At 67.7% G+C, this 17,721-nt stretch carries 19 protein-coding genes and 3 tRNA genes; 6 read left to right on the top strand and 16 right to left on the bottom strand.

Annotation, left to right across the window (positions count from 1 at the left end; genetic code table 11):
• On the bottom strand, positions 1–1,157 hold a 1,157-nt coding region (locus ACK42S_RS07820), incomplete at its 3' end, for a 3-deoxy-D-manno-octulosonic acid transferase (protein WP_409705258.1).
• A 56-nt stretch (positions 1,158–1,213) separates the two neighbouring features.
• The gene (locus ACK42S_RS07815) at positions 1,214–2,605 is read right to left on the bottom strand and encodes a phosphomannomutase/phosphoglucomutase (RefSeq protein WP_409705255.1); all 1,392 of its coding nucleotides are present in this window, start codon (positions 2,603–2,605) and stop codon (positions 1,214–1,216) included.
• A gap of 117 nt (positions 2,606–2,722) precedes the next feature.
• Here ACK42S_RS07815 and ACK42S_RS07810 point away from each other — a divergent pair, with 117 nt between their 5' ends.
• From ACK42S_RS07810 to ACK42S_RS07790, 5 genes are all read left to right on the top strand, one after another.
• The gene (locus ACK42S_RS07810) at positions 2,723–4,285 is read left to right on the top strand and encodes a DNA-3-methyladenine glycosylase 2 family protein (protein ID WP_409705252.1); all 1,563 of its coding nucleotides are present in this window, start codon (positions 2,723–2,725) and stop codon (positions 4,283–4,285) included.
• Positions 4,276–4,779, top strand: a complete 504-nt coding sequence (locus tag ACK42S_RS07805) for a methylated-DNA--[protein]-cysteine S-methyltransferase (RefSeq protein ID WP_409705261.1) — start codon at positions 4,276–4,278, stop codon at positions 4,777–4,779. The genes ACK42S_RS07810 and ACK42S_RS07805 overlap by 10 nt, the downstream gene beginning before the upstream one ends.
• Before the next feature lie 61 nt (positions 4,780–4,840).
• Positions 4,841–5,137, top strand: coding sequence for a hypothetical protein (locus ACK42S_RS07800; RefSeq protein WP_409705249.1), 297 nt, complete (start codon positions 4,841–4,843; stop codon positions 5,135–5,137).
• 20 nt (positions 5,138–5,157) lie between these two features.
• A complete protein-coding gene (locus tag ACK42S_RS07795) occupies positions 5,158–5,592 on the top strand; it encodes a carboxymuconolactone decarboxylase family protein (protein WP_409705246.1) in 435 nt (144 codons plus the stop codon).
• A complete protein-coding gene (locus ACK42S_RS07790) occupies positions 5,589–5,756 on the top strand; it encodes a hypothetical protein (RefSeq protein ID WP_409705243.1) in 168 nt (55 codons plus the stop codon). Before ACK42S_RS07795 ends, ACK42S_RS07790 begins: the two co-directional genes overlap by 4 nt.
• Here the strand turns inward: ACK42S_RS07790 and ACK42S_RS07785 are convergent, their stop codons facing one another.
• From ACK42S_RS07785 to ACK42S_RS07765, 5 genes are all read right to left on the bottom strand, one after another.
• Entirely contained in the window at positions 5,757–6,395 is a 639-nt protein-coding gene (locus ACK42S_RS07785) for a hypothetical protein (RefSeq protein WP_409705240.1), read from the bottom strand.
• 15 nt (positions 6,396–6,410) lie between these two features.
• Positions 6,411–7,646, bottom strand: coding sequence for a hypothetical protein (locus ACK42S_RS07780; protein WP_409705238.1), 1,236 nt, complete (start codon positions 7,644–7,646; stop codon positions 6,411–6,413).
• On the bottom strand, positions 7,637–8,575 hold the full coding sequence (locus tag ACK42S_RS07775) for an alpha/beta fold hydrolase (RefSeq protein WP_409705235.1): 939 nt from the start codon (positions 8,573–8,575) through the stop codon (positions 7,637–7,639). The genes ACK42S_RS07780 and ACK42S_RS07775 overlap by 10 nt, the downstream gene beginning before the upstream one ends.
• 112 nt (positions 8,576–8,687) lie before the next feature.
• On the bottom strand, positions 8,688–10,397 hold the full coding sequence (locus ACK42S_RS07770; protein ID WP_409705232.1) for a hybrid sensor histidine kinase/response regulator: 1,710 nt from the start codon (positions 10,395–10,397) through the stop codon (positions 8,688–8,690).
• 75 nt (positions 10,398–10,472) lie between these two features.
• Positions 10,473–11,072, bottom strand: a complete 600-nt coding sequence (locus ACK42S_RS07765) for a response regulator transcription factor (RefSeq protein ID WP_409705229.1) — start codon at positions 11,070–11,072, stop codon at positions 10,473–10,475.
• Positions 11,073–11,281: 209 nt separating this feature from the next.
• Between ACK42S_RS07765 and ACK42S_RS07760 the strand changes: the two genes are divergently transcribed.
• Positions 11,282–11,827 (top strand): hypothetical protein, encoded by a 546-nt coding sequence (locus ACK42S_RS07760; RefSeq protein ID WP_409705226.1) that lies wholly within the window; start codon positions 11,282–11,284, stop codon positions 11,825–11,827.
• Between the two features lie 28 nt (positions 11,828–11,855).
• On the opposite strand, the gene ACK42S_RS07755 is transcribed toward ACK42S_RS07760, so the two are convergent.
• From ACK42S_RS07755 to ACK42S_RS07715, 9 genes are all read right to left on the bottom strand, one after another.
• Positions 11,856–12,185, bottom strand: coding sequence for a nuclear transport factor 2 family protein (locus tag ACK42S_RS07755; protein ID WP_409705223.1), 330 nt, complete (start codon positions 12,183–12,185; stop codon positions 11,856–11,858).
• A 131-nt stretch (positions 12,186–12,316) separates the two neighbouring features.
• Positions 12,317–12,393: transfer RNA gene (locus ACK42S_RS07750), tRNA-Asp, on the bottom strand.
• Positions 12,394–12,441: 48 nt separating this feature from the next.
• Positions 12,442–12,517: transfer RNA gene (locus ACK42S_RS07745), tRNA-Glu, on the bottom strand.
• Positions 12,518–12,555: 38 nt separating this feature from the next.
• Positions 12,556–12,631 (bottom strand) — tRNA-Ala (locus ACK42S_RS07740).
• 80 nt (positions 12,632–12,711) lie between these two features.
• The gene (gltX, locus tag ACK42S_RS07735; RefSeq protein WP_409705220.1) at positions 12,712–14,100 is read right to left on the bottom strand and encodes a glutamate--tRNA ligase; all 1,389 of its coding nucleotides are present in this window, start codon (positions 14,098–14,100) and stop codon (positions 12,712–12,714) included.
• Positions 14,097–15,341, bottom strand: coding sequence for an O-succinylhomoserine sulfhydrylase (locus tag ACK42S_RS07730; protein WP_409705217.1), 1,245 nt, complete (start codon positions 15,339–15,341; stop codon positions 14,097–14,099). The genes gltX and ACK42S_RS07730 overlap by 4 nt, the downstream gene beginning before the upstream one ends.
• A 10-nt stretch (positions 15,342–15,351) precedes the next feature.
• Complete coding sequence (purF, locus tag ACK42S_RS07725; RefSeq protein WP_409705214.1) at positions 15,352–16,869, bottom strand: amidophosphoribosyltransferase; 1,518 nt, start codon at positions 16,867–16,869, stop codon at positions 15,352–15,354.
• Between the two features lie 19 nt (positions 16,870–16,888).
• On the bottom strand, positions 16,889–17,389 hold the full coding sequence (locus ACK42S_RS07720; protein WP_409705211.1) for a CvpA family protein: 501 nt from the start codon (positions 17,387–17,389) through the stop codon (positions 16,889–16,891).
• Positions 17,390–17,392: 3 nt separating this feature from the next.
• Positions 17,393–17,721 (bottom strand): SPOR domain-containing protein (locus ACK42S_RS07715; protein ID WP_409705208.1); only part of this gene is annotated, 329 nt, incomplete at its 5' end.

Here is a 17,721-nt window from a genome sequence, read left to right as displayed (position 1 = left end):
CGCTGTGCGCCGGAAATCGCCAGGGCCGCCGCCCTGGGAACGCCCTGTGCCAGGGTCTCGACACGGCAGGCCGCTCCCGCCTGTAGGGCCAGTTCGGCCGCCTCGGAGAAGTTGAAAGTGTGAGGCCCCATCACGAGGGGGCAGCAGCAGGCGGCAGCCTCGATCAGGTTCTGCCCTCCCAGCGGCTCGAAGCTGCCGCCCAGCAGCGCCACGTCGGCCGCGGCATAGTACGCCGGCATCTCTCCCAGGCTGTCGCCCAGGCACACGTCGGCCCGGCCGACCGCCGCCTCGGGCATCGCCGTGCCCCACTGCGAGCGCCGCACGAGGCCCAGTCCGGCCGACTCCACCAAGGCCGCCACCTCCCTGAAGCGCTGCGGATGCCGCGGCACCAGCAGCAGCAGCGGCCGCGGCCATGGCAAGGCCTGCCAGGCATGCAGCAAGGCAGCCTCCTCGCCCTCGCGCGTGCTGGCCGCCAGGACCACCGGCCGCGGTGAGCCCGCTTCCCAGGCCGAGCGCCAGGCACGTCCCAGGGCCAGCAACGAGGGTTGTGGCGCCATATCGAACTTCAGATTCCCGCATACCTCGACCCGCACGACACCAGCCTCGCGCAGGCGCACGGCGTCGTCCTCGGTCTGCGCCAGCGCGAGCCGCAGGCTGCGTGCCGCCGGTCGCATCAGGGCGCCCAGACGATGGCCGCGCCGCAGGCTGCGTTCGCTCAGGCGGGCATTGACCAGCACCATTGGCACGCCCAAGCGGGCAGCGGCATGCTGGAGGTTGGGCCAGATCTCGGTCTCCATCAACAGACCCAGGGCGGGGCGATGATGGGCCAGAAAACGCGCGACCGCGCCGGGCGTGTCGTACGGCAGCCAGACTTGGCGGTCGCCCGGCTGCAGCAGGGCCTGCCCGGCCTCGCGTCCGGTAGCCGTGCCATGGGTGAGCAGCAGGCGCAGCCCCGGGCGAGCCGCCCTCAGGGCCTGGACCAGCCCCGCGGCCGCCCGCGTCTCACCCAGGGAGACCGCATGCAGCCACACCGCCCCCGCAGACACCGGCGGGCCGTCGTACCAGCCGAAGCGCTCGGCCAGCCGGTGTCGATAGAGCGGCTCATGGCGGGCGCGCCACCACAGCCGGGCCAGATACAGCGGCTGCAGCAGCCACATCGCTGCCGCATAGGCCTGCCGGGCCCAGCGTTCGGAGCAGCGAACCGCCGGTTCGGTCAATGCGCTGCCCCGCCGATGCGGGCATCGGGCTTCACATGGCGCACCGCAGCCAGGAACTGCTCGCGGATGCGATCCAGGGCTTCGGGCGTGTGGCCCTCGAAGCGCAGCACCAGCACCGGCGTGGTGTTGGAAGCCCGCACCAGGCCGAAGCCATCGTCGTACTCGGCGCGCAAGCCGTCGATGTCGACCACCTCGCGCGCGCCCTCGAAGCGGGCCGTCTTGCGCAATTGCTCGATCAGGCGATGGTGCTCACCCTCGGCACAGGCAATGTTGAGCTCGGGCGTGCTGTGGCTGGTGGGCAGTGCATCGAGCACGGCGCTCGGGTCCTCATGGCGGCTCAGGATCTCCAGCAGCCGTGCTGCCGTGTAGGTGGCGTCATCGAAGCCGTACCAGCGTTCTTTGAAGAAGACGTGTCCGCTCATCTCGCCGGCAAAGGGTGCACCGGTTTCACGCAGCTTGGCCTTGACGAGCGAATGGCCGGTCTTCCACATCATCGGCACGCCGCCGGCCTCGCGGATCACCTGGGCCAGGCGCTGGCTGCACTTGACGTCGTAGATGATGGTCGCGCCGGGGTTGCGCTGCAGGATGTCGCGCGCGAAGAGCATCATCTGGCGGTCAGGGTAGATGTTGTGGCCGTCGCGCGTGACCACCCCCAGGCGGTCGCCGTCGCCGTCGAACGCCAGGCCCAGCTCAGCCCCATGCTCGCGCACGGCGGCGATCAGGTCGGCCAAGTTCTCGGGCTTGGACGGGTCGGGGTGATGATTGGGGAAGTCGCCGTCCACCTCGGAATAGAGCTCGATCACCTCGCAGCCCAGGGCGCGCAGGATGCCCGGCGCCGAAGCGCCCGGGATGCCGTTGCCGGAATCGACGACGATCTTCATCGGACGGGCCAGCGTCACGTCGCCCGCGATGCGCCGGGTGTACTCGGGCAGCACGTCCAGCCTCTGCAGCGCGCCCTCGCCTTGCACGTAGTCCTCGGCCTCCATGCGGCGGCGCAGGCCCTGGATCTCGTCGCCGTAAATGGCGCGCCCGGCCAGCACCATCTTGAAGCCGTTGTAGTCCTTCGGGTTGTGGCTGCCCGTCACCTGGATGCTGGAATGGCAGCCCTGGTCGCCGCGCGTGGCGGCCACGTAGTAGCTCATCGGCGTGGTCACGGCGCCCAGGTCGATGACATCGACGCCCGTGGAACGCAGCCCCCGGATCAGCGCTGCCGACAGCGACGGGCCCGACACGCGCCCGTCACGGCCCACCGCCACCGCCTTTTCGCCGATCGCTCGCGCCTCCGTGCCAAAGGCCCGGCCCAGGTGCTCGGCCACAGTCTCGTCCAGGGTGGTCCCGACGATCCCACGGATGTCATAAGCCTTGAAGATCGATGCGGCTGGCTGCACGGGAGTTCCTTCGCTGCGGTCTGATCGAAGCGTCCATTGTAGGGAGCGTCGGCGGGGCCTTCGACGAGATGTCCGGAAACGGCGAGCCCGGCCGCCTCACACGCCGATAATGGCCGCATGCTGGATCACGATGCCGCCTACGCCGCCTTGCAATCGCGCGATGCGCGCTTCGATGGTTGCCTGTTCGTGGGCGTGACATCCACGGGCATCTACTGTCGCCCGGTCTGCCGCGTGCGCACGCCGCTGCAGCGCAACTGCCGCTTTTTCGAAAGCGCAGCCCAGGCCGAGGCGGCGCGCTTCCGTCCCTGCCTGAAATGCCGGCCGGAAGTGGCACCGGGCCAGCGCCTGGCCTGGACGGTGATGGATGCCTCGCGCACCTTGGCCCGCCAGGCCGCTGCCTGGCTCGACGCCCAGGCTGGCCTGCCTGACGGGCCCCCCGTGTCCCGGCTGGCCCAAAGCCTGGGCATCAGTGACCGGCACTTGCGCCGCATCTTCCAGGCCGAGCATGGGGTCACCCCGCTGCAGTATCTGCAGACCCGCCGCCTGCTGCTGGCCAAGCAGCTGCTCACCGACACCGACCTTCCAGTGACCGACGTGGCCCTGGCCAGCGGTTTCGGCAGCCTGCGGCGCTTCCACGCCACCTTCGCCGACCACTACCGCCTGCAGCCCACCGAGCTGCGGCGCCAGCGCCTGGCGGCCCCCGAACCCCAAGGGCCGGTGCTGCGCCTGGCCTACCGGCCGCCTCACGACCTGGCCGCACTGTGGGCCTTCCTGGCGCAGCGGGCCCTTCCCGGTGTCGAAGCGCCGGCACCCGGGGGCTGGCGCCGCAGCCTGCAATGGCCCCACCCCACCCAGGACGGCCGCTGGCTCAGCGGCTGGCTGGCCGTGCGCTTCAATGTGCCTCGCGCCCGGGTCGAGCTTCAACTCTCACCTGCGCTGGTGGCTGCCAGCAGCACCTTGCTGCCGGCCGTGCGCCGCTGGCTCGACCTCGACGCCCTACCCGAGCAGGTCGATGCCCGCCTGAAGGACCTCCCCCACCCCGGCATGCGCCTGCCCGGCGCGCTCGATCCCTTCGAGCTGGCCGTGCGTGCCGTGCTGGGGCAGCAGGTCACGGTGGCCGCTGCGCGCACACTGGCCACCCGGCTGGTCGACGCCTACGGCGAGACCCTCGAGAGTCCCTGGCCCGAGGTGCGGCGCTGCTTTCCCCGGCCCGAGCGCCTGGCCGAGGCAGCACCTGAGGCCCTGGGCCGCCTGGGCCTGGTGCGCCAACGGGCCGTAGCGATCGGTGCGCTGGCCCGGGCCTGGCCCACGCTGAGCCCGCTGCTGCGGGCCCCGACCCTCGGGGGCGCACCCCACCCGGTCCCCGCCGCCGTGCAGGCCCTGCAAGCCCTGCCCGGTGTTGGGCCGTGGACGGCCCACTACATCGCGATGCGCGCACTGGGCTGGCCCGACGCCTTCCCGCCTGGCGACGTGGCCGTGCTCAAGGCCCTGTCGCAGCGGCTGGGGCGCCCGTGCTCGGTACGCGAAGCCGAGCAACTGGCCGAGGCCTGGCGCCCCTGGCGGGCCTATGCCGTGATCCGGCTATGGGCCTGGCTCGACCCGGCCCAGGCCCCTTCGCCGCCGCTATCGTCTGCACGGACAGATCGACGCATCCACCCCATTGCACAACCATCGCCGTGAACATCCCCTACACCGCGCAGCGCCTCTGGCCTTCCCCCCTCGGAACGATCTGGGCGGCACGCACCGACGCCGGCCTGGCCGGCCTGTGGTTCGCCGAAGGTCAGAAGGACACCCCGGAGGCCCTGGACGCGCCGCTGCGTGACGACGACCCATTGCTGCAAGCGGTCGAAGCCATCCTGGCCGACTACTGGCGCAACGGCACCTTGCGCTGTGACCTGCCCCTGGACCTGCATGGCACTGCTTTCCAGCGCGAGGTCTGGCGGGCCTTGCTGAAGGTGCCCCAGGGGCACACGCTCAGCTACCGCAGCCTGGCCGAACGCATCGGCCGCCCGCAGGCCGTGCGCGCCGTGGGCGCGGCCGTGGGACGCAATCCGGTGTCCATCCTCGTGCCCTGCCACCGCATCGTGGGCAGCGACGGCCGCCTCACCGGCTACGCCGGCGGCCTGGAACGCAAGGTCGCGCTGCTTCGCCTCGAACGGGTGCTGGCCGCATGAAGCCCCGCGATCTCACCGAACTCGTCCTCCTGGCCGCCTCTGGGGCGCGTTCTTCCTCTTCATGCGCTTGGCCGCCGGCCCGATCGGCCCGGTGGCCCTGGTGTGCACGGGCCTGGCCTACATCCTCTGCTTCTACTTCCGACTGATGGGCCGCGTGGGGCCCACCCATCCCATCACCATGACCATCCTGATCCCGGCCTTTGCGGTGCTGTGGGGCTGGGGCTTCCTGGACGAAGCCGTCACGTCGGCCATGCTGGCCGGCGGCGTCCTGGTGGGCACCGCCCTCGTCACCGGCCTGATCCCGCGCGGAAAGCCCCAGGTCGGGCCCTCAGGGTCTGAGCGAGAATCGGCGCCCTGAGCCGCCGATTTCCTTGCACCATGAGCCACATCCCCGACCCCAGCACCGCCGACCTCACGCTCAACCTCAGCCGCGATGCCTTTCGCGACGGCCTGGCCATGCGCCGACGCGTGATGGGCCCTGACTTCGTCGAGCGTGCCTTTGCCAATGCCGACGACTTCCACGCCGAGTTGCAGCAACTCGTCACCTCGCTGGCCTGGGGCACCGTGTGGCCCCGCCCCGGCCTGGACCCGAAGACGCGCAGCATGATCACCGTGGCCATGCTCGTGGCCCTGGGCAAGCGCCAGGAACTCGAAGGCCACGTGCGCGGTGCGCTGAACAACGGCGTCACGGTCGAGGAACTGAAGGAGATGCTGCTGCACTCGGCCCTCTACTGCGGCTTTCCCGCTGCCATCGAAGGCTTCCGTGCCGCCAAGACGGTGATCGACCAGGTGCATTCCACGGCGAAGCCATGACCTCGCAGCGCAAGCGCAAGCTGCACATCCCCGCCCCCAAGCCCCGCAACCCGCTAGTGGCACCGGCACAGCAGCGCAAGGCGGGGGCGCATCGCAAGGGGCGATCGGCCGAACGCCAGCATTCCAGGCAGGCACTGCGCCGGGGACTGGATCGCGAAGGCTGACTACTCCTTCCCGAAGGGCTCCCCCGACAGGCACTTGCGGATCTCTCCCCGTGCCCTGATGCCCGAATGCCACTCGACGTTCACGAGCGTCTTGCCTTCGTGCTGGAGGTGAAACGCCAGCCTGTCCTCCATGCCTGCCAAGGCCGCATCCACGGTCGGGACGGCGAACACCACGACGGGTGTCTCCCAGGAGCCCACCTTGTAGTTGAGCGCCCGCGTGTTCACCGGTGCGCCGGCCCCCTGCGTCAAGGTGACGGCGATGGGTCTGGGTTGGGCTGCCGCAGGAAACCCTGCCTTGTCATGGGTGTTGAACAGCATCAACAGCGCGCCCTTGTAGCTGCCGCCGGGACCCAGGATCGCCACCCCCTTGCCCTCCCTCAGGAACAACGCCGAGCAGAACTCCCCCGGCTTGGCCGCAGACTTGGCCTGGAAGAACTGCCAATGGCCTTCACGGTACTTCTTGACATGATGGCTGTCCTGGAAGCCCTGCTTGCTGCTCTGGATGGCTTGTCTCGCATTGATTTCGCTCTTGGAGGTGTCCATGATGCCGGCCAGCACATCGAAGCCGTCTGCATTGGCACCGAGTGCGGTTGGAACTGCCAGCGCCAGCGCCAGCGCCACGATCGATGGGGAATTCATACTCGTCGTCCTCGGTCAGTCGGGAATGCGCGTCAGGCCATGGCACAGGTCTCGGGCCATGCCGTTGTGGCTTCCGCCGGCACGTACGCGCACATCGGCCACCCGCCAAACGCCTTGCTTGTCTTGCAGGGTGACAAACTCCACATGGCATTCGGCGTAGATGCCCTCGGACACCAGGGCGCCGCTGCCCCGGTGGACGGCGTAACCCCGGTTGTCGAAATACCTCGTGTAGGCCAGGAAGCGGGTGTCACCAGCCTGGTTCAGCCCGGGGCTTCCCATCTTGCTCACCACCTCCTGCTCGGGACGGCCGACCCAGACCTGGTTCATCGACACCTCGAAGGAGTTGAGCTGGCGTCCCTTCCTCCAGCCTGCCGCCCTGTCCTGGAACTCGAATTCGGCGTCCATCCGCGCGATGCCTTCGCTGAGGCTCTTGCGTGCCGCGGTCACCTGCGGCGCGATCTTGTCGTACTCGCTGCGGATCTTCCTGACGGCGGCCTCCTTGTCGGCCTGGGAAGCCTTCTGCGTCCACTTGCCGCTGGGATTAGGTCGCTTGCCTTCGAGCACCGTTTCCCACCACAGGACGGTCCAGGCGAAATCCAGGAACTCGGATGCCAGCGTGAGGCCGACGAGCTGGAGATCGGCGGGCAGGCGAAGCGTCGCGTGGATCTCCTTGCCGAAGGCGTCGTGGTCGAAGTCGTCCCGGCGGGACACCGCCTTGCGAACGGCCTGGCCGAAGTCGATCGAGTTGCAGGCGATCGCCGCGGCCCGGCTCAACATCGGCGCGCTGCTCGACCGCCAGTCGCTCGCGGGCAGCGGCCGCGGTCGGAGATCGATGCGCGGCACCTGGTAGCTGCCGGGGCCGATGCGGAACTTCACCGTGTCGCCGGCCTGGACCTTGTCCAGGTTCTCCACCGCTTTCATCTTTTTCAGGTCCATGGAGACGGGCGCCGGGCAATCGAACTGCAGGTGCATGAACACCCATTCCGGCTTGCTGGCGTGCTCATAGACGGCCGTCACCGGAATCTCATAGATGAGCCTCGGCCCGAGGATGTCCGACACCGGAGTGCGGTTGCTGATGGCGCTGACATCGGCGAAATAGGCCTCCCGGTCTCCGACCTCCCCCTGCAGATGCAGGATGGCTCCGAGGGCAAACGCCGGGGCATGAAGCAGGACTGCCGTCATCCATGCCACGAAAGTTGCTGCGAGACGCATGGGAGAGACCCTTTCGAATTCGATGAGCTTCAGGCGCATTGCGGCCTCGGCACCCTCGGCGCCCCCTGGTGGGCCCCCTGCTCATGCCGCCCCACGAACTCCAGCAGCGACTCGATCACCAACTCTGGCGCCTCGATCTGCGGCCAATGCCCCACGTCCGGCAGACTCACGATGTCGGCCTGGGGGACCAGGGCCCGGTATCGCCGGGCCATGTGATCGCCCGAGTTGGGATCCACCGAGCCGTTGATCAGCCGGCAGGGCACCGCCCGCGACAGCAGCGGCTCGACGAGTCGGTCGCGATGCTCCAGGCGGTCCACCCAGAAGCGTCCTGCCGCATGGGCGACTTGGAGACCCTCGTTGTGCGTGATCAATTGCCAGAAGTGGTCGAGAAGCTCGGCCGAAGGCGGACGTCCCGGCGCGAACAGCGATCGGATCGCCCGCTCGACGGCCCGCCGCGGCATGCGCGGCCCCAACCACGGCCCCAGCGGTGACGCCAGCAGGCGCTGTATCGGGCGGGGGTGGTAGGCCTCGGGGCACAGTCCGCCATTGAGCAGCACAAGCGAACGGATCTGATACTCGGTCTGCCCCTCCAACTGGCGCGCGAGAAGTTCCTGCGCCACGCTGACGCCCAGATCGTGTGCCACCACGTGCACCTGCCGTAGCCCCGTGTGGGACAGCAGATCCTCGATCATGTCGGCATGGTCGGCGATGCGGTAGGCATGCCCCGAAGGCTTGTCGGAAAAGCCCAGCCCGAGCAGGTCCGGCGCCAGCACCCGAAACCGGGAGGCGAGGGGTCGCCACAGGCGGTGCCAGTCGTAGGACGCCGTCGGGTACCCGTGGATCAGCAGCATCGTGGACCCCGCTCCGGCGCTGGCCACGAAGATGCGCCGGCTCCGCCAGAGGAAGAAGGTGCCCTGGCGACGCCAGTCGGCCAGGGCATCCGCCCGCATGGCTGCATGTGAAGGCATGAGAGAGAACCTGTTGTCGTCAGAGGGCGTGTGCGCCGGGCTGTTCTGTTCCTGCGGTCATGCTAGGGTGCACTCATCCAGCGGGCAACAGCCCTTTCGGGCAGGCCATCCGTCAAGACGTCGTCAGGGCCTGATGGAGGAAGGCCCGCAGTTGCCGGGCCCTCACGGGCTTGAGCGCCACGCTCAGGCCCGCCGCACCCGCGGCCTGGACGTGGTCACTGCCAGCATCGCCGGTCACGATGACGGCGGGGAGATCGCGCGCCAGCGTCGCACGCAGCACGCGCACGGCTTCGATGCCGCTGGCGCCATCGGCCAGCCGCAGATCGGCGATCAACGCCTCCGGCTCATAGCCTGAACTCACCAGCTTCAGTGCCTCAGCCAGTCCCGACACCCCGCGCACATCGCACCCCCAGGACTCCAACAGGCCGACCAGTGCAGTCCGGGAATCGGCGTCGTCCTCGACCACCAGGATCCTGCGTTGGCTCACCAACGGCTGCGAAGAAACAGGTGAGGGATCCTCATCGCGGCCGGTGATCGACACCTGTGCGGCCAGGGGCAGCTTGAGGACAAAGACACTCCCCCGCCCGGTCGCGGAATCCACCGAGACGGACAAGCCCAGCAACTCGCCCAGCCTCTTGACCGTGGCCAGTCCCAGGCCGAGGCCCAGGCGCCGATCCCTCGCCGGGTTGCCCACCTGGTAGAACTCCTCGAAGATGCGCGGCAGATGCTCAGCAGCGATGCCGATGCCGGTGTCCTCCACGCGCACATCGACCCGCTCCCCTTGTGCGCAAGCCTTCAGGCGCACGGCCCCTGCCGGCGTGTAGCGGATGGCGTTGGACAGCAGGTTGGACACTACCCGCGTCAGGAGCGCACGATCGCTGCGCACGTTCAGCGATTCAGCGGAAAACTCGAAAGCGAGCCCTTTTTCCCTCGCCATCGCCTCGTACGGGCGGCTGCATTCCTCCAGCATCGAGCGCAGGTCGAAAACCGACCATTGCGGCTGAAGCTGCCCCACATCCAGCCGTGTGATCTCCAGCAGGTCATCCACCACCTCGGCCATGCCTTCCACACAGTCGACGAGATGCCGCGCGACCTCGGTCACATGGACCGTCGCGCCCCGGCCGTGCAACGTCTGTGCCAGCAGGGCCATGGCATGCAGCGGCTGGCGCAGGTCGTGGTTGGCCGCTGCAAAGAAGCGGGAGCGTGCGGCGCTGGCCGCCTCCGCCGCCTGGCGGGCCGCTTCGCTGCGTGCGTTCTCCTGCCGCAGGGCCTCGATGAGCTGCGCATTGCGCTCTCGCTGCGCCAGGATCTCCTGCAGCGATCGCGACTGATTGCGCCCGCTGATGACGGCATACACGCCGATGAGAAAGGCCATCATCGCCATCAGCCACTGGGATGTATTGCCCATCAGCAGATCCCGCAGCACCAGCGGGCCCAGGACGCAGGCCACATGCCCCACCAGCGTCCGGAAGAAGCCCGGGAGCCGCACCGCACCGCCCATCGCGATCGCAGCCAGCGTCATGTGGAGAATGGCCTCTGCCTCGGGAGGGCCCGGCGTCCACACCACCAGTGGCAGCATTCCCCATTGCAGGGCGTGGATCCAGGTGCTGGTCAGCCACCCATCCATCCAGGCATGCGAACGACGCGGCAGCGGCGAAGCCGACATCACCACCAGCGAAGCCACCAGTCGGCCCGCACTCACCGCGCAGAACGCCACCAGCCAGGCCGTGAGAAGCGCATGGTCCGAACGATCCACATACTGCAGGTAGCACAGGACTGCGCCCACCGTGCTGAGCAGCCAGGCCCAGGGAGTCGTCCGCACCAATCGATCCAGTTGCTCCGCGTCCTCCTCGGTCACCTGCCGTGGTGCCGGTCTCGTGGGGATGAGGCTCTCCATCTAAATCAAGCCTGTTTCACGGGCACGCACCAGCAGGTGCGTGCGATTGCGCGCGCCAAGCATGTCGAGCAAGGCCGTCACGTGCAGCTTCACGGTCCGTTCGGCAATGCCCAGCTCCAAGGCAATGCGCTTGTTCGGCAGGCCCTGGACCAGCAGGCGCAGGACCTCGAGTTGCCGTGCCGTCGGAGTCAGTCCCTTGTCATGCCCTTTCGAGGGCTTCACATCGAAGCATTCGCCCCCCTGGCAGACGCAGTCCAGCGCCGAGAGCATCTGATCGATCGTCAGTGACTTTCCCAGGAAGCCTGCCGCGCCCGCCAGACGCGCCCGCTGCAACAGCGAGGGCTCTTCCAGGCCCGAGATCAGCACGCGAGCCACCAGAGGGTGTGCCGAACCAAAACGGCGCAGCCCCTCCAGGCCATCGTCACCGGCCAGGCGGTAATCGATCAGCACCACGTCCAGATCCGGGAGAGAGGCGGCCGCGGCCAGCCCCTGCTGCAGCGTCAGAGCGGTCACGACCGAGAGGCCCTCGCGAGCCTGGGTCAGCGCGTGGGCAAAGCCCACGCCGAACAGGGGATGGTCATCGACCAGCAGCAGCTTCATCCCGGACCGGTCCTCACTTCTTCGGGCATCCGACACCCCGCATTGTGGCCCGGCCCACGACCCATCGAACTGCCCTTTCGGGCAGTCGCGCAAAACGAACACCCTGCCCCTGCGGGCAGTACACCGCACGCAAGCCCGTTCCTAGCATGAGGACTCGCTCACCAGGCCCAGGGCCTGACATACCGAACACCACCGATAGGAAGGCAACCATGAACGCAATTCAGTCGTGCAAACGCGCCAGTCTCGCGCTGCTGGTCTCGGGGCTCATCGCCTGCGGCGGAGGCGGCGGAGACAACGACGACGACAACGAACCCCCGCCGAACGGTGGCACGCCGCTGACCGCCGGTGTGCCCGGATTGGTCGGGGATTGGCTCGAAAACGGCTGTACCGCCGCCGGGGGGCAATCGTTCAAGCGCCTGGTGCGCGCGGTGGCCCTGACCAGCACCAGCATCGCCTACTCGCAGGGCGTGGTGTCCTACCCGAACACGAGCTGCACGAGTCCGGGCACCCTGACCGGGCCGTCGCGCCTGGGAGACGTCGTCTTCTCGCGCTCGGGGTCGAACGAACGGGTGGCCGCGAACTGGGGCGAGTTCACGACCATCACCGGCACCCGCTCCGCCGTGGTCTGGGGCAAGAAGAGCGAAACGGTCCTGTGCCTGCTGGGCGATCAGACACCGTCGATCCTGCCCACGCTGGCCGCCGTCGAATCCAGCCTGGCCACGCTCTCGAACCAGGGCTGCTTCACGCGGCAGTGAGTCCTCCCATGGGGCGGTCGGACACTGCCTAGCCTTTGTAGGCGCGGATGGTGTCCACCTTGCCCTGCTCGTCGAGCGAGATGACATCCACCACATTCAGCTCGATGGTCTCGTTTACGACGATGCGAAGCTCGGCCGCCGCATGGCGGCCAGCCCCGTACACGCGCACGATCTCGATGTCCAACTGCTTGGCATCGTCGAAGTTCTTCCGGGTCTCCGCGAGGACCGCCGACTTGCCCACAGCGGTGAGATTCCAGTCCTGTAGCCGCACCGCATCGGCCAGCAGGGTTTCAATGGTGCGCAGGTCCTTGGCTTCGTAGGCCTTCAGGTAGCGCAAGAGGAGCTCAGCAGGGTTCATGAGGGAGCCATCGACCCGCATGATGAGGCTTCCCCCCTCACGCCGGAGCATGTTGCACGCCGCGGTTGTGCGACGACCTGCGAAAGCAAACGGGGCAACCACCTCTCGGTGATTGCCCCGCTTGGATGATTTGGCGGAGTGGACGGGACTCGAACCCGCGACCCCCGGCGTGACAGGCCGGTATTCTAACCGACTGAACTACCACTCCGCGTCGGTAGCGGGTTTCTCGCATTGCTGCGACAAGCACCGCCAAACTTGGCGTCCCCTAGGGGATTCGAACCCCTGTTACAACCGTGAAAGGGTCGTGTCCTAGGCCTCTAGACGAAGGGGACTGAAATCTTCGCCGACTTGAACCGCGCGCCACCATAGTTGGTGGAGGTAAGCGGGATCGAACCGCTGACCTCTTGCATGCCATGCAAGCGCTCTCCCAGCTGAGCTATACCCCCATCGAGGTGCCAGAAACCATTGCTGATTTCTGTTTGCGTCGCGCCGTTCAAGCGAGACCGAAAGTATATAACGAAAATTCTCAGATGTGCAAGCGCTCGAGCACGGTCTCACGATCGAAGAGTTCGAGCACCGCATCGATCGACGGTGTCTGGGTCCGGCCGCACACCAGCACGCGCACGGGAATGGCCAGTTGCGGCATCTTCAGGCCATGGGCGGCGATGCTGTCCTTGATGGCCTGTTGGAGGGCCGCCTTCTCCCACGCCACCGTGGTGAGCTTGTCGCGCAGGGTTTGCAGCGCGGGCTTCACGGCCTCGGTCACGTGGGCGGCCAGGTCTTCGGGAGCGGGTTGCACCGGCGCAAAGTACATCGCCAGCCACTGCGCCAGTTCCACCGTGGTGCTGCAACGGTCCTTGAAGAGCCCGCACATGCGGGCCAGGGCCGCATCATCGCCGGCATGCAAGCCCAGGCGCGCGAGCCGCTCACGCACCAGCGGCACGAGTTTCACGTCCTCGGTCATCTTGAGGTGCTGCGCATTCACCCAGCGCAGCTTGGCCTCGTCGAACTGGCCGGCACTCTTGCCCAGGTGGTCGAGGTCGAACCACTGCAGGAACTGTTCGCGCGTGAAGATCTCGTCGTCGCCATGGCTCCAGCCCAGGCGCGCGAGGTAGTTGATCATCGCGTCGGGCAGGTAGCCTTCGTCGCGGTACTGCGTCACGGGCTTGGCGCCGTTGCGTTTGCTCATCTTCTCGCCCTGCTCGTTCAGCACGGTGGGCAGATGGGCATAGACCGGCGGCTCCTGGCCGAGCGCACGGAAGATGTTGATCTGGCGCGGCGTGTTGTTCACATGGTCGTCGCCACGGATGACATGGGTGATGCCCATGTCGATGTCGTCCACCACCACGCAGAAGTTGTAGGTCGGCGTCCCGTCGGGCCGGGCGATCACCAGGTCGTCGAGCTCGTCGTTGCTGATCGAGATGCGGCCCTTGACCTTGTCGTCCCACACCACGGCTCCACCGATGGGGTTCTTGAACCGGATCACCGGTTGCACCCCCTCGGGCACGGGCGGCAGAGTCTTGCCGGGCTCGGGGCGCCAGGTGCCGTCGTAGCGGGGTTTTTGCTTGGCGGCCATCTGGCGCTCGCGCAGCGCGTCCAGCTCGGCCGGGGTCATGTAGCAGCGGTAGGCTAGGCCCTGTTCCAGCATCTGCGAGATCACGGCCTTGTAACGGTCCATGCGCTGCATCTGGAAGTACGGACCTTCGTCCGGGTCCAGACCCAGCCATTTCATCCCTTCGAGAATGACATCGACAGCAGCCTGGGAGGAGCGCTCGAGATCGGTGTCCTCGATGCGCAGGATGAACACACCTTGGTTGGCCCGCGCGAAGGCCCAGGGGTAGAGTGCCGAGCGGATGTTGCCCAGGTGGATGAAGCCCGTCGGGGACGGGGCGAAGCGGGTGCGGACTTGGGTCATGCGGTCAGAGTGTCCAGGCCGCGCAGCAGGTCGGCCTTCAGGTCTTCGACATCGTCCAGGCCCACAGCCACGCGGATCAGGCCCTGGGTGATGCCGGCCGCCAGGCGCTGGTCTTCGCTCAGGCGTCCGTGCGAGGTGCTGGACGGATGGGTGATGGTGGTCTTGGTGTCGCCGAGGTTGGCGGTGATCGAGCAGATGCGGGTGCTGTCGATCACGTGAAAGGCGTTGCGGCGTGCCCGTTCGGGCCCGCCCTGGGCTTGGCCTTTCACGATGAAGGACAGCACCGCCCCGCCCAGCCCGTTCTGCTGGCGCATCGCCAGCTCGTGCTGCGGATGCGAGGCCAGGCCGGGATAGTAGACGCGCTCGACCTGCGGGTGCGTCTCCAGCCATTGCGCCAGCGCCAGGGCCCGCTCGCTCTGCGCCTTCATGCGGATGGACAGCGTCTCCAGCCCCTTGAGCACCACCCAGGCGTTGAAGGGCGACAGGCACATGCCGGCGCTGCGCATCAAGGGTACGAGCTTGCCCTCGATCTCGGCCTGGGGTCCGCACACGGCCCCGGCGATCACGCGGCCCTGGCCATCGAGGTACTTGGTGCCGGAGTGGATGACGAAGTCGGCACCCCACTGGATGGGCTGCTGCAGGGCCGGCGAACAGAAGCAATTGTCCACGGCCAGCCAGGCGCCGGCACCGTGGGCGATCTCGGCCAGCGCGGCGATGTCGCAGGCCTCGGTGAGCGGGTTCGTGGGCGTCTCGGCAAACAGCAGCTTCGTGTTGGGCTTGAGCGCCGCACGCCACTGGGTCACGTCGGTCTGCGAGACGAAGGTGGTCTCGACACCGAACTTGGCCATCTCGCCGCCCAGCAGCTTGATGGTCGAGCCGAAGACGCTTTGCGAGCAGATGATGTGGTCGCCCGCCTTGAGCAGGCCCATCACGAGCAACAGGATGGCCGCCATGCCGCTGGAGGTGGCGATGCAGGCCTGCGCCCCTTCCAGGGCCGCCAGACGCCGCTCCATCATCATCGTGGTGGGGTTGGTAAAGCGGGTATAGACGAAGGCCTCTTCCTCGTTGGCGAAACGCGCGGCCGCGGTGGCGGCGTCCGGGTGCACGAAGCTGCTGGTGAGGAAGAGCGCCTCGGAGTTCTCCCCCCAGGGCGTGGCGGGCAGGCCCTCACGCACCGCCAGGGTGTCCAGGCGGGCATCGGCGGGCAGGTCCACGCGGGGGATGCCGGGCTTGTCGCTCATCACCCCTCCTTCAGGCATCGCCCGCGCTTTGCAGCGCCAGGCGGGTACGGCCGGGTTCCTCTTCCTCGCCTTGCGAGGTGCGCTGGGTCTCGATGGCGGCGAAGTCCTCGGCACTCACGTCGCCGGTGATGTAGTGGCCGTCGAAACACGAGGCTTCCAGGCCGTCGATGCCGGTGTTGAGCGAGCCCACGGCCTTCTTCATGGCCGCCACGTCCTGGTAGATCAGCGCGTCGGCGCCGATGAATTCGCGGATCTCCTCGATGCTGCGGCCATGCGCGATCAGCTCGCTCTTGGTGGGCATGTCGATGCCGTAGACATTGGGATAGCGCACCGGCGGTGCTGCCGAGGCCATGTAGACCCTGCGCGCTCCGGCCTCGCGCGCCATCTGCACGATCTCGCGCGAGGTGTTGCCACGCACGATGGAGTCGTCCACCAGCAGCACGTTGCGCCCCTTGAACTCCTGAGGCATTGCATTGAGCTTCTGGCGCACGGATTTGCGGCGCACGGCCTGCCCCGGCATGATGAAGGTACGCCCCACGTAGCGGTTCTTCACGAAACCTTCTCGGTAGGGCTTGCCGATCTTCTGTGCCAGTTGCATCGCCGACGGTCGGCTGGATTCCGGAATCGGGATCACCACGTCGATCTCGCTGGGCGGCATGGTCGAGATGACTCGCTGGGCGAGCGTCTCACCCATGTTGAGCCGGGCTTGGTAGACCGAAATGCCGTCGATGACGGAGTCCGGACGGGCCAGATAGACGAACTCGAAGACGCAGGGGGTCAGACTGGGATGCTCGGCGCATTGCTGTGCGTGTACTCGGCCGTCCAGGTCGATGAAGATCGCCTCGCCCGGCGCCACGTCGCGGATGAAGCGGTGGCCCGTGCCTTCCAGCGCCACCGACTCGCTGGCCACCATCACCTCGGGGCCCTCGGGCAGATCGGCCTGACCGTAGCACAGCGGGCGGATGCCGTAAGGGTCACGGAAGGCCAGCAGACCATAGCCGGCGATCAGGCAGACCACCGCATACGAACCCTTGATGCGCTTGTGTACGCCGCGCACGGCCTTGAAGACCTCCTCCGGCGTGAGGGGCAGGTCGCGCGCGGCCAGCTCCAGCTCATGGGCCAGCACGTTGAGCAGCACCTCGGAGTCGCTCTCGGTGTTGAGGTGGCGCCGGTCGATCGCAAAGAGCTCCTTGCGCAGCGCATGGGCATTGGTGAGGTTGCCGTTGTGCACGAGCACCAGGCCGAAAGGCGCATTCACGTAAAAGGGTTGCGCTTCTTCTTCGCTGTAGGCGTTGCCGGCCGTGGGGTAGCGCACCTGGCCCAACCCGACGCTGCCGGGCAGCGCGCGCATGTTGCGGGTGCGGAAGACATCGCGCACCATGCCACGCGCCTTGTGCATGAAAAACTTGGTGTCCATCGCCGTGACGATGCCCGCCGCGTCCTGGCCGCGGTGCTGAAGCAACAGCAGCGCGTCGTAGATGAGCTGGTTGACCGGCGCCTTCGAGATGACGCCCACGATGCCGCACATGGTTTACCTTCCAGACAATTCAACGGGGCGCGAGCCGGTCGGCCAGCTCGCGGGGCATGAGGGGCTTGAGACCTTGGAGCATCTGCTGCAGCAGCGCCGCCCCATGCGATGCACGCCAGGGTTCGCTGCGCGCCAGTGGCGTCCAGGTCACGAGCAGGGTAACCACCAGGGCGATCAGCACGCCACGCACCAGGCCGAAGGCGGCTCCCATGAGCCGGTCAAGCAGGCTGAGCGCACTGGCATGGACCAGCTTCTTGACCAGCCAGGCCAGCAAGCCCCAAACGAACAGCGTGGCCACGAAGACGATCGCAAAGGTGCTGACGTGGTTCACCATCGACCCGGGGGTGCCGATGGGCACGGCCGTGCTCCACTGCGGCGTGATCCACTGCGCGGCAAAGAAGGCCACCACCCATCCGGCCAGGGCCAGCACCTCGAAAACCAAGCCACGCACGAGGCCCAGCACCACCGATACCAGCAGCAGCGTGACGAGGGCGATGTCGACCCAGCCGATGGCGTCCATGGCTTACAGCGTGAGCACTGCCCCGGGCAGGCCGGCGGCCTTGAGCCTATCGGCCGCCTGCTGGGCCTTGTCCCGTGAGGCAAACGGGCCCACCCGCACGCGGATGCGCTGCCCCGCCGCCGTGTCGACCACCTGTGTGTAGGTCTTGAATCCGAGCTTCTCGACCTTGGCACGCACCTCGCGGGCACTGGCCGTCTCGCTGTAGGCGCCCACCTGCACCACGTAGCGTGCCGCCGCCTCCTCGGCCTGTGCGGATGGACGGCCTTCGAGCAGGGCCCGGGCCCTGGCGGCCTCGGCCTCGGCCTTGTCGCGGGCCGGTGCCGGGCTCGGCG

Source organism: Caldimonas sp. (genome assembly GCF_046289365.1).
Taxonomy (GTDB): domain Bacteria; phylum Pseudomonadota; class Gammaproteobacteria; order Burkholderiales; family Burkholderiaceae_C; genus Caldimonas.
Note: the sequence above shows the minus strand (reverse complement) of the source record. Positions and strands in the feature narration are given on the sequence as shown.